Genomic DNA, 12,027 nt, shown 5'->3' with positions numbered 1-12,027 from the left:
TCTTATCAACCTAGCTCTAATCAAGTTGAGTAGAATAATGCCATTTGTCTCGAACCACAAGAGAACATTCCATTGTATTTTAATTAAAGCCGTTGGTTGAGCTAATAGCACGATACAGTTAAACTTGGCGCGACTTTTTTGATCTGGATATATCCTATGCGCGTGGCTGATTTTAGCTTTGACTTACCTGATGAATTAATTGCTCGTTTTCCTAAACAGGATCGAACCAGCAGTCGCTTATTAACCTTAGATGGCCCAAGTGGCGCTGTAGAACATAAAATATTTAGCGATATTCTTGATTTAGTAAATGAAAATGACTTGTTGGTATTTAATAATACCAAAGTGATCCCTGCTCGTATGTATGGCCAAAAAGCATCTGGCGGTAAACTTGAAGTGCTGGTAGAGCGCGTGCTTGATGAGCATCGCGTGCTGGCTCATGTACGCGCCAGTAAATCACCAAAACCAGGTACAGAACTTATTCTCGAAGGTAAAGCGCAGGCGACTATGGTGGGTCGTCATGGCGAATTGTTTGAACTAGAGTTTACAGGTGAGCAAAACGTTCTGGAAATTTTAAACGATATTGGTCATATGCCACTGCCGCCTTATATTGACCGTCCAGATACTGACGAAGACCGCAAACGCTATCAAACAGTTTACGGTGAAAAACCTGGCGCGGTTGCAGCGCCAACTGCCGGTCTACATTTTGACGATACGCTCATGGCTGCATTAAAAGCCAAGGGTGTAAACATGGCATTTGTTACTCTGCATGTTGGCGCTGGCACATTCCAGCCGGTGCGCGTAGACTCGGTTAATGATCATATAATGCACTCCGAATACATTGAAGTGCCTGATGATGTTGTTGCAGCAGTCGCTGCAACCAAAGCTAACGGCGGCAGAGTGATTGCGGTAGGCACAACTTCGGTACGTTCATTGGAATCAGCAGCTAAGATACATGGCGGCCAATTAGCCAGTTACTTTGGTGACACCGATATTTTTATTTACCCAGGTTATCAATTTAACGTAGTTGATGCCATGGTCACTAATTTTCACTTGTCAGAATCGACATTGATCATGTTGGTTAGTGCATTTGCTGGGCAAGATAATATTATGAGTGCATACCAAACTGCAATTGCACAAAAATACCGCTTTTTTAGCTACGGCGATGCGATGTTTTTAACCCGTAAATAGTTTTTTCTATAAAAGCACTTAAAGCCCAGCCTAGCGTTGGGCTTTTTAGTTTTGATTTTTGCACTTTTAATTTCAGCTTTGAGCCCAATTAATAGTAATGGTTTTACAAAAAGGGTAGAATCGAGCGGTTAAATTATAGCTTGTTGGACTGTTTTTCTGACATTTGAGGATGATATGAAGTTTGAATTAGACCGTACAGACGGTAAAGCCCGCCGCGGCCGCTTGATTTTTGATAGAGGCGTAGTCGAAACGCCAGCATTTATGCCAGTAGGTACTTACGGTACTGTCAAAGGTATGACCCCAGATGAAGTCAAAGACACTGGTGCGCATATTTGCCTAGGTAACACCTTCCATTTAATGCTTCGCCCTGGTACTGAAATCATCAAGCAGCATGGTGGATTACATGGTTTTATGAATTGGGATAAACCAATTTTAACCGACTCAGGCGGTTTTCAAGTGTTTAGCTTAGGCGCAATGCGTAAAATTACCGAAGAAGGTGTATTGTTTAGCTCGCCTGTTAACGGTGAAAAAATTATGCTTTCACCAGAAAAAGCCATGCAAGTGCAGCGTGATTTAGGTTCAGACATCGTAATGATTTTTGACGAATGTACGCCTTATCCTGCCACCGAAAAAGAAGCTAAAGATTCAATGGAGTTATCACTTCGTTGGGCTAAGCGTTCAAAAGAAGGTCACGGTGACAATCCATCAGCTTTATTTGGTATTATCCAAGGTGGTATGTACCCGGAGTTGCGTGCTCAGTCACAACAAGGTCTTGAAGAAATTGGTTTTGATGGCTACGCACTCGGTGGTTTATCGGTCGGTGAGCCAAAAAATGAGATGATTAACATTCTTGATCACTGTGCTTATAAAATGCCAGAGAACAAACCCCGTTACCTTATGGGTGTAGGTAAACCTGAAGACTTAGTTGAAGCCGTTCGTCGCGGTATCGATATGTTTGACTGTGTAATGCCAACTCGTAATGCGCGTAATGGACATTTATTTATAACTGGTGGCATTGTGAAAATTCGTAATGCTGTGCACAAAACAGATACCGGCCCACTTGATCCTGAGTGTGATTGCCATACTTGTAAGAATTATTCGCGCGCGTACCTACATCATCTTGATAAATGTAACGAAATTTTAGGTGCACGACTAAACACAATTCATAACTTACGTTACTATCAGCGCGTTATGGAAGGTTTACGTAATGCGATCGGTGACGGTAAGTTAGATGAATTCGTAAATGATTTTTATGCACGCCGCGGCCAAGAAGTGCCAGAGCTTGCAGATACCACAAATTAAATTTAAAAATTAAAGAGGAAGTGTTATGAGTTTATTTATTTCAAACGCCCACGCAAGTGCGGCAGGTGCAGCGCCAGCCGGTGGTGGTTATGAGATGTTGATCATGCTAGCTATCTTTGGCTTAGTATTTTACTTCTTGATTTACCGTCCACAAGCTAAGCGTGTAAAAGAGCATAAAGCGCTGATGAATGCGATGGCAAAAGGCGACGAAGTTCTTACTCAAGGTGGTTTAGTGGGTAAAATCGCTAAAATCTCTGAAGATAAAGATTTCATCGTTATTTCACTTAACGATCAAGCTGAAGTAACTGTACAAAAATCAGCAGTGTCAGCAGTATTGCCTAAAGGCACAATGAAGTCGCTATAATAATAAGGACGCCCACGTGTTAAACAAGTTTCCATTATGGAAGTATTTACTTGTTCTAGCTGTGATTGCGGTAGGTCTTTTATATGCCTCTCCTAATTTGTATGGTCGTGATCCGGCCATACAAATTTCAGGTACTAAAGGAACTGATGCAGATCTAGCTGTAGTAGACAAAGTAAATGCGACCCTCAAAGAGCACAATGTTACCGTAAAATCAGTTAAGTTCGAAAACGGTCAAGTGTTGATCCGCTTTAAAAATGTTGAAGAGCAGCTTAAAGCGCAAGATTTATTGCGTGATTCATTGAGCGACGATTACATCTCAGCCATTAACATGGCCCCGGCGCAACCTCATTGGTTAAAAGCCCTTGGCGGCAATCCAATGAAATTGGGCTTGGATTTAAGTGGCGGTGTTCACTTTACGATGGAAATTGACATGGTGACAGCGGTTGATAACGCGCTGGAGCAAATGGATCAAGACTATAAAAGTGATTTACGTGAAGAAAAACTACGCTATCGCACGGTACGTCGTGTAGCTGGTACTGAACGTATTCGTGTGGAGATGCGCAGCGCAGAAGATAAAGATGCGGCAGAGCGTTTTTTACAGTCACGCTATCCATTACATAACTACATTGATGATAGCTCTAACGATAACGCGTTTTATGCCACCATCAGCGAGCAAAAACTCAAAGAAATTCGTGACTATGCTATCAAGCAAAACGAAACCATTATCCGTAACCGTATTAACCAAATCGGTGTTGCTGAGCCTAACGTACAACGTCAAGGTGCAGAGCGCATTATTGTGCAGTTACCTGGTGTGCAAGATACTGCGCGTGCGAAAGAGATTTTGGGTGCTACAGCAACGCTTGAGTTTCGTGAAGTAGACGAAAATGCCGATCCAACGGCAGCAGCGCAAGGGCGTATTCCGCCTGGTACTGAAATGATCATGAGCCGTGATGGCTACCCAGTGGTACTTAAAAAACGCATTATTCTCGAAGGTAGTCACATTACTGGTGCGCAATCGGGTGCCGATGAATACCAACGTCCGCAAGTAAGTATTAGCCTTGATAGCAAAGGCGGCGCGAAAATGAATGCTTTCACTAAGCGTGCTATTGGCAAGCGTATGGCGACGGTATTTATAGAGTATAAGCCCTCTGGTAAAACAGACGAAAACGGTAAAGCGCTACCACCAATTAAGGTGGAAGAAGTGATCAACGTGGCAACTATACAAGCGCGTCTTGATCGTTCGTTTCGCATCACCGGCATTGATAACCCTGCAGAAGCACATAACTTAAGTTTATTACTACGTGCGGGAGCACTTGTTGCGCCAATTCAAATTGTTGAAGAGCGCACGGTAGGGCCAAGCTTAGGTCAAGAAAATATCGAAGCAGGTATGACGGCGGTTGCTTTAGGCTTCCTGTTTGTACTGATCTTTATGTTAGTTTATTACAAAGGTTTTGGCTTAGTCGCTAATATTGCCTTAGCAGCTAACTTAGTATTGATTGTGGGTGTTATGTCGTTGATCCCAGGCGCTGCACTAACACTGCCAGGTATTGCTGGTATCGTACTAACGGTAGGTATGGCAGTTGATGCCAACGTACTAATATTTGAGCGTATTCGCGAAGAGCTGGCCGATGGACGTAGTCCGCAACAGGCTGTTCATCATGGCTATGATAGTGCTTTTAGTACGATTTTTGATGCCAATATTACCACCTTAATTGCTGCGATTATCTTGTTCGCAGTGGGTACAGGCCCAATTGCTGGTTTCGCAGTGACACTTGCGATAGGTATTATCACCTCAATGTTTACAGCCATTGTTGGTACCCGTGCGGTAATCAACTTATGTATTGGTGGTAAGCGCATTGATAAGCTGTCAATTTAAGGAGCAGATATGCAAATTTTAAAATTAGGCGGCAGAACTTTAGGGTTTATGTCGCTGCGCAAAGTTGCTATGAGCATCTCAACGCTACTTATTTTGGCATCGTTCGCATCGTTCTTCGTTAAAGGTTTAAACTTTGGCTTAGATTTTACGGGCGGTACTGCTGTAGAAGTCGGTTTTGCACAACCAGCAGACTTAAAGAAAGTACGTTCAGTGTTAGCTGAAAATGGTTTTGCAGATGCATCAGTACAATTATTTGGTTCAAGCCAAGAGATTTTGGTTCGCTTAGCACCACGCGGTGATGATGTTAAAGCCGAAGTAATTGGTAACCAAGTAATTGATGCACTTAAAAAAGCCGATGATAGCGTAGTAATGCGTCGAATTGAGTTTGTTGGCCCAAGTGTAGGTGAAGACTTAAAAGAGCAGGGTGGCCTTGCCATGTTAACTGCGCTTATTTGTATCTTGATCTATGTGGCATTTCGCTTTGAGTGGCGTTTTGCGGTAGGCGCAGTGTCGGCACTTTTACACGATGTAATCATTACTTTAGGTTTGTTTTCAGTATTAGGGTTAGAGTTCGACTTAACCATATTGGCGGCAATACTGGCGGTAATAGGTTACTCTCTTAATGATACTATCGTTGTATCTGACCGTATTCGTGAGAACTTCCGCAAAGTGCGTATCGACGATACTGTTGAGATCATTGATATTTCATTAACGCAAACACTTAACCGTACTCTAGTAACTTCAATTACCACTATTTTAGTATTAATCGCCTTGTTTGCTTGGGGTGGTCAAACTATTCATGGTTTTGCTACAGCGCTGTTATTTGGTGTGTTTATTGGTACTTATTCTTCGATTTATGTTGCTAGTGCCGTTGCGATTGCGATGGGCGTAAGTAAAGAAGACTTAATACCAGAAGTTATCGAAAAAGAAGGCGCAGATTTAGACGCTATGCCATAGGTATAAATCTAAGTTTACGTTTAAAAAACCGCTCATTGAGCGGTTTTTTGCTTTTAAGTGTTTGTGTCGCCTACGAGAGTATAGAGTTACTTTGGTGCTTAATAACTTGTAGGCGAGTGGCTTGCCACCGCGCTGTTAAAAATATTCTAATGTCTTCTCTTTGTGCAAAATATTTTTAGTTATTCATTCGCAAAGAGGTTAAGAGACGCGCGTCAGCAAGCTTAACGCCTACGGGAGTTTAAAGTTACTTTGGTGCTTAATAACTTGTAGGCGAGTGGCTTGCCACCGCGCTGTTAAAAATATTCTAATGTCTTCTCTTTGTGCAAAATATTTTTAGTTATTCATTCGCAAAGAGGTTAAGAGACGCGCGTCAGCAAGCTTAACGCCTACGGGAGTTTAAAGTTACTTTGGTACTTAATAACTTGTAGGCGAGTGGCTTGCCACCGCGAAAGGTTTTTCACAACTCTATGTCTAACTGGTGAATTTAAAATTGCGCGAGGTACCTTGGTCAAGTAATTCCGCCTACGGGTTGGCATTGGTGTTTGGATTTGCGTAGTCGGGGCTTTATGCCGCGTGACTCAAATGTCTTCTCTTTGTGAAAAATATTTTAAGTTTTTCATTCACAAAGAGGTAAAGGAAGGTAATAGGGTTCGGCTTAACCTTACTTTCTCTGTGTTGCGCGAAGCGCCTCGGTGTCCTCTGTGGTGCAAATTGTTTAAATGATTAATTCACCACAGAGGGCACAGAGGGCACAGAGCTCACAGAGCTCACAGAGCTCACAGAGGAAGAGATTAAAGGGATAAAGTTAAAGGTGCTAGGGTTTTGGGAAGCCTGCGGGTTGGCATCGGTGTAAGGCTATATGTAAGCGGGGCTTTATCATAGCGAATTTTAATTATTGCTATTTATGAAATTAAATATTTCCTATAATAGTAATTATTGATTAAGTATTGATGTAACCAACTAATGTTAAAGCAACTTGTAGTCGCTAGTAGTCTAATTATTGTTAGCGGATGTGATGACAACGTTAAACCTAAGCAATCAAAGGCTGCAGTACAACCTTATCAATTAACAACACTTGAGCATTACCAGCATCAAGCTAACAACTTACTTCGCAGTATTAGAGTGCAAAAAGATGCGGCTAATTTAGAAACTCAATCTGCTGATTTAGTCGCGCTATCGCAGACTATCCTCAGTGACTTGATAGTTGATTATCCACAATGTGCTGAATACTTAAATGCGCTTATTGCTGTTGCTGATTTGCTCCCGTCATTGCCCCTAGAAGAAATTGAAAGTGGTTATCATAGCGATGGTAAGCTACCTAAGTTTGACGATCCCATATGTTATCACGGTAAGGATTTATTGGTTCATCCTGCGACTGTACAGGCGGTTGCTCGTTTAGGATTTGTTGACCCACAAGCTTATGAATATGCTGAACTTGAGATTATTGAGGTGATAGCTCATTTTGATCAGGTTGAACAAGCATTAAATAAATAACAAAATGCCGGAGTGTTAACGGGTACTGACATAAAATTGTCATACCAGCTTGCTACTTTAGCACTCTCTTAATGAAGTAATGGGTTGATGATAAGTGAGTGCTCGGCTAGGTATATTAGAAAATATCTTAAAAAACAGTGAAATAACGACACTGTTTCAACCCATCTTTGATATTGCAGGGCAGCAAATTTTAGGTTACGAAGCATTAAGTCGAGGCCCTAAAAATTGCGATCTAGAGATGCCAAATGCGCTTTTTAGTGCTGCAATTGTGCACGATAAAATCTCAGAGCTTGAGTTGTTATGCCGTTCAAAAGCGATCGAAAATTTTGTAAGGTTAAAACTACAAGGCAAATTATTCTTAAATGTAAGTCCTAAAACGTTACTTGATCCCTGCCATCCGAAAGGCGAAACATTACACCTAATTAAGCAGTTTGGCTTGGCCGCTAATAGAGTGGTGATTGAAGTTACCGAACAAGAAAAGGTCGATGATGGCTTTTTATTGCTGAAAACAATTGCTCATTATCGCCAGCTCGGTTTTTCGATTGCCATCGATGATTTAGGTGCAGGCTACTCAGGATTAAAGCAATGGTCAGAATTATGTCCTGACTATGTGAAAATTGATCGTTATTTTATTGACCATTGTGATGAAAGCGTGGTTAAAAAAGAATTTTTAAAATCAATTATAGAGTTAGCGAAAGTTACCAAAACAGCCGTGATAGCAGAGGGCATAGAGCGGGTTGAAGAACTAAGTTTACTTGAAGGGCTAGGCATTGTGAATGCGCAAGGCTTTTTGCTGGAACGACCAAGTTTAAAGCCTAGTTTAGCGTTTGACTCAGCTCAATTACAGCAATTAAGTTTTACTCCACTTACCAATCAGTTTGAGCAATCAATGGCGATAGGTTGGCTAGCAATCGAACAAGCCTCCATCGACAGTCATACCCGTTGTAAAGATGCGCATAATATTTTTGAAAAAGATAAATCGATTATCAGTCTTGCGGTTGTAGACGAAAACTTACAGCCGATAGGCTTATTACACAAAGATCAACTGACAGAAGTATTTGCGGCTCCTTATGGCCATGCTTTATACGACAAACAACCGGTTACGGCACTAATGCATAAGCAACCCTTGGTAGTTGATGAAAATCAGCTACTTGATACTGTTAGTCAGCAAATTACCGAAAATGATTTTGATATTCGCCGTCATATTGTGATCACTCGCACTGAGCAGTACTTAGGGCTCGCGCCACTGCGGGATATTTTAAAACATATTACGGAAGAGAAAATTCGTCATGCTCAGCATGCTAATCCACTTACGATGCTGCCGGGGAATGTTGCAATTAACGAAGCAATTGAGCATAGATTAAGAGCCAAACACAGCTTTGCATTAGCCTATATTGATTTAAACCACTTTAAGCAGTTCAACGATTTATATGGTTACGCCAGTGGTGATAGTGTCATCAAATTATTGGCCGATGTCACCACCCAAGCTTGTAGTAATGTGCCCAGTTTTGTTGGTCATATTGGTGGCGATGATTTTATGGTGGTCTTTGATGGTGATGATGCGGCTACAGTATGTAACAACATAATAACTGAGTTTGAGCTGAAATCTCGTGCATTCTTTACGCCAGAGCATATTGCCAGTGGTGGTTATTGGGCAACTAATCGTGAAGGTGAAAAGCAATTTGTACCTTTACTTACTTTATCGATTGGCGTTGTTGAACCCGATCTAGAGCAGTGTACTAACAGTCATCAAATTGCTGCATTGGCAACAGATGCTAAAAAAGAAGCAAAACGTTATCGCCACAGCTATCTATTTTTATGTAAACGACGTGGCCCTGCTTTGGCGGTTGTACGTTTAACTCCTGAGAAACAAGTCATATAAAATAACGTTAAGTAGGGCTGTTTTTCTTGAGTATTTATTGCTCAGCGTGTAGCTTTACTAAAACACTAGAAAATAATAAATATGACTAGGTATTTCTTTTCACTCATCTCGCTCTCGGTACTTATTGTTAGTACCGTATACAGTGCTAAAACTGCAGCAAAAGAAACGGTCACAATCGCTCAAGAACCTCGAACATTATATAAACGAGATGCATACTTAAAAGAGTTACTGCAACGTGCGCTTGATGCCGCTAATTATTCAGCCCAGTTAGAATCTGTCGTGGTACACCCTCACCAACAGCGAGCGCTCATATCCCTTGCCGATAATAGCGTTGACCTATATTGGAGTATGACCAGCCCCGAACGCGAAACCTTAGCAATACCGATAAAAGTGCCGTTATTTAAAGGTTATATTGGTAAGCGAGCCTTAGTAACTAGGCAGTCGTTTCTTAATCGCTTTGTTGATATCAAGAGCAAAGAGCAACTAAAAGGGTTTACTGCAATTCAAGGGCATGACTGGCCAGATACCAAAATATTGGCACATAATGATTTATCAGTACGGCCGTTTGCAAATTATCAAGCGATGTTTAATATCGTTTTGACCGGACGAGTTGATTACTTTCCTCGCTCCTTCATAGAAGTAAGCTCAGAGTTAAAAGAAGTTAATAAGCAAGCGCTGGTTATTGTGCCAAATTTATATATTAGCTACCCGAGTGCTTTTTATTACTTTGTGGCCAAACACAAGCCAGAACTGGCAAAAACGCTCAGCGATGGCTTAGCTATTATGCAAAAGAACGGTAGTTTTGATGAGCTATTTAATCAGTATTTTGGCGATGATTTAAAGGCCTTGCCATTTGATCCGCAGAACACTGTTGAGATCAAATTAGAGAACCCTTATTTTAATCATTAAAAAAGGAGCCTAGGCTCCTTTTAGTATCGATCTGAGTATAACTTGCTATTAGCGAAGTAACGCTTCAGTTAATACTGGGCGAATTTCACGGATCATCGCTTGTGTTAATTTCGGTGCGCCACAGATAATATTACCGCTGTGAGCGTAATTATTACCACCGGCAAAATCTACAACCATACCGCCAGCTTCTTTAACCATTAGTTCACCTGCAGCTGAGTTCCATGGTTTCAAACCAATTTCAAAGAAACCATCAACACGGCCAGCTGCCACGTATGCCATGTCTAGTGCAGAACAACCGGCACGGCGAATATCAGCAGTGTGAACAAACAATGCTTTGAATGCTTCAGTATACGCATCCATATGGTGTTTGTTTTTGAATGGGAAACCAGTGGCAAGAACAGTACCAGAAAGAACGGTAGTTTTACTTACACGAAGACGTTTGCTATTTAGCTGTGCGCCTTGACCACGAGAAGCGGTGAAAAGCTCGCCACGAATTGGATCGTAGATAACAGCTTGGTCTAGACGACCTTTAACTTTAAGTGCGATAGAAACCGCGTAATGAGGGATGCCTTTGATGAAGTTTGTAGTGCCATCAATAGGATCAACAATCCATTGGTAATCTGCATCTTTACCTACGTGCTCACCTAGCTCTTCACCAACAATAGAGTGAGTAGGGTAAGATTGTAAAATAGTGTCGCGAATTACGGCTTCGGCTTCTTTATCAATATTCGTTACTAAATCATTAGTGCCTTTTTGTTGCACTTCAACTTTTGATAAATCTTCGCCAGCGCGAAGTAAAATTTTGCCTGCGTTACGCGCAGCGCGAACCGCAATGTTTAACATTGGATGCATGGTATTACCTTTGGGTTGTAAAAGAACGTGTATATATTTCTATATATTTCAGCCGGCGTATTCTAGCGATTTTTGACACAAAGTAAACAATAAACCCCAAAAATTTTTGAGTGTTTTTTGTACTGGATTGAGTTGCAAGGTAAAAATTACAAGACAAAAGCCAGCATTGATCGTTGATACATAAAACTTCCCATATTTATTACCTAGAACCTAGAACCTAGAATCTTTGCTGCTTACAGCTTTTCTCTATGTTATAATTCGCGCAATTTTTTGGTATGAGTTAAACAGTAATGATCTTAGATGACATCCGCATTGTTTTAGTAAACACCTCGCATTCAGGTAACATCGGCTCAGCGGCGCGCGCGATGAAAACCATGGGCTTATCAAAACTGTATTTAGTTGATCCAGCGTGTGAAGTTGATAGCCACGCCAGCGCATTAGCGGCCGGTGCAACTGATGTGCTAGGTAATGCGGTAATCGTTGACACAGTTGCTGAAGCGATTGCAGGTTGTGCTCTAACTATTGGTACTAGCGCCCGTTCACGTACTTTATCGTGGCCTATGGTGGAACCACGTGAATGTGGTGAGAAGCTAGTTGCCGAAGCTGTTACTGGTCCTGTAGCATTAGTTTTTGGCCGCGAAAACAGTGGTTTAAGTAATGAAGAACTGCAACTGTGCAACTACCATGTGTGTATTCCGGCTAATCCTGAATATAGCTCGCTTAATTTAGCAATGGCTGTGCAGACCTTATGTTACGAAACGCGTATGGCATTTTTAAATCAACAACCAAAAGCCACGCCAGTAGATGATGCTGTGTATCCAAGCTCAAAACAAACCGAGTTATTTTACGAACACTTAGAACAAACCTTACTGGAAACAGGCTTTATTATTAAGCAGCATCCGGGCATGGTAATGACTAAGCTACGTCGTTTATTTAACCGTGCACGCCCAGAAGATGCAGAGCTAAATATCTTGCGCGGTATTTTAACCTCAATAAATAAGTCTACTAAATAAGCGAAAGTTATAAGACTATTTGCCGCTAATACTTGACTAAATTACTCAGGTAATTACAATGAACACAGTACTTGACTAAAACAGTCGGGTATTGAAGTTAATTGAGGGGCTAGGAAGATATAGGCACTAGGAATAGCTTGACTAGAATCGAGCTATATAAACTTTGTAGAACCTAGAACCTAGAACCTAG

Annotated in this window: 10 protein-coding genes; 9 read left to right on the top strand and 1 reads right to left on the bottom strand. The window is 41.4% G+C overall.

The features are described from left to right. The first annotated feature begins 156 nt into the window (after nucleotides 1–156). The 8 genes from queA to H5200_RS08875 all read left to right on the top strand — a co-directional run bounded on the left by queA (nucleotide 157) and on the right by H5200_RS08875 (nucleotide 9,972). On the top strand, nucleotides 157–1,188 hold the full coding sequence (gene queA / locus H5200_RS08910) for a tRNA preQ1(34) S-adenosylmethionine ribosyltransferase-isomerase QueA (protein ID WP_182719211.1): 1,032 nt from the start codon (nucleotides 157–159) through the stop codon (nucleotides 1,186–1,188). 174 nt (nucleotides 1,189–1,362) lie between these two features. After that, nucleotides 1,363–2,490: a tRNA guanosine(34) transglycosylase Tgt gene (tgt, locus tag H5200_RS08905; protein WP_145238250.1), complete on the top strand. Its 1,128-nt coding sequence runs from the start codon at nucleotides 1,363–1,365 to the stop codon at nucleotides 2,488–2,490. A gap of 25 nt (nucleotides 2,491–2,515) precedes the next feature. Continuing rightward, on the top strand, nucleotides 2,516–2,854 hold the full coding sequence (yajC, locus tag H5200_RS08900) for a preprotein translocase subunit YajC (protein WP_016709184.1): 339 nt from the start codon (nucleotides 2,516–2,518) through the stop codon (nucleotides 2,852–2,854). 16 nt (nucleotides 2,855–2,870) lie between these two features. Next, entirely contained in the window at nucleotides 2,871–4,730 is a 1,860-nt protein-coding gene (secD, locus tag H5200_RS08895) for a protein translocase subunit SecD (protein WP_145238253.1), read from the top strand. Nucleotides 4,731–4,739: 9 nt separating this feature from the next. Beyond that, nucleotides 4,740–5,687, top strand: a complete 948-nt coding sequence (gene secF, locus H5200_RS08890) for a protein translocase subunit SecF (protein WP_149980534.1) — start codon at nucleotides 4,740–4,742, stop codon at nucleotides 5,685–5,687. Nucleotides 5,688–6,650: 963 nt separating this feature from the next. Next, nucleotides 6,651–7,181, top strand: coding sequence for a hypothetical protein (locus H5200_RS08885; RefSeq protein ID WP_182761337.1), 531 nt, complete (start codon nucleotides 6,651–6,653; stop codon nucleotides 7,179–7,181). A 94-nt stretch (nucleotides 7,182–7,275) separates the two neighbouring features. After that, nucleotides 7,276–9,063 carry a bifunctional diguanylate cyclase/phosphodiesterase gene (locus H5200_RS08880; protein ID WP_182761336.1) on the top strand — a complete coding sequence of 596 codons (1,788 nt, stop codon included), beginning with the start codon at nucleotides 7,276–7,278 and terminating at the stop codon, nucleotides 9,061–9,063. An 81-nt stretch (nucleotides 9,064–9,144) separates the two neighbouring features. Continuing rightward, on the top strand, nucleotides 9,145–9,972 hold the full coding sequence (locus H5200_RS08875) for an ABC transporter substrate-binding protein (protein ID WP_182740446.1): 828 nt from the start codon (nucleotides 9,145–9,147) through the stop codon (nucleotides 9,970–9,972). 48 nt (nucleotides 9,973–10,020) lie between these two features. On the opposite strand, the gene suhB is transcribed toward H5200_RS08875, so the two are convergent. Next, on the bottom strand, nucleotides 10,021–10,824 hold the full coding sequence (suhB, locus tag H5200_RS08870; protein WP_145236520.1) for an inositol-1-monophosphatase: 804 nt from the start codon (nucleotides 10,822–10,824) through the stop codon (nucleotides 10,021–10,023). Between the two features lie 290 nt (nucleotides 10,825–11,114). Between suhB and trmJ the strand changes: the two genes are divergently transcribed. Beyond that, the gene (trmJ, locus tag H5200_RS08865; RefSeq protein WP_145236524.1) at nucleotides 11,115–11,837 is read left to right on the top strand and encodes a tRNA (cytosine(32)/uridine(32)-2'-O)-methyltransferase TrmJ; all 723 of its coding nucleotides are present in this window, start codon (nucleotides 11,115–11,117) and stop codon (nucleotides 11,835–11,837) included. Nucleotides 11,838–12,027 lie beyond the last annotated feature (190 nt).

The organism is Pseudoalteromonas sp. SG43-7 (genome assembly GCF_014164295.1).
GTDB classification, from domain to species: domain Bacteria; phylum Pseudomonadota; class Gammaproteobacteria; order Enterobacterales; family Alteromonadaceae; genus Pseudoalteromonas; species Pseudoalteromonas rhizosphaerae.
The sequence above is the reverse complement of the archived record's forward strand: the minus strand, read 5'-3'. Positions and strand labels throughout refer to the sequence as shown.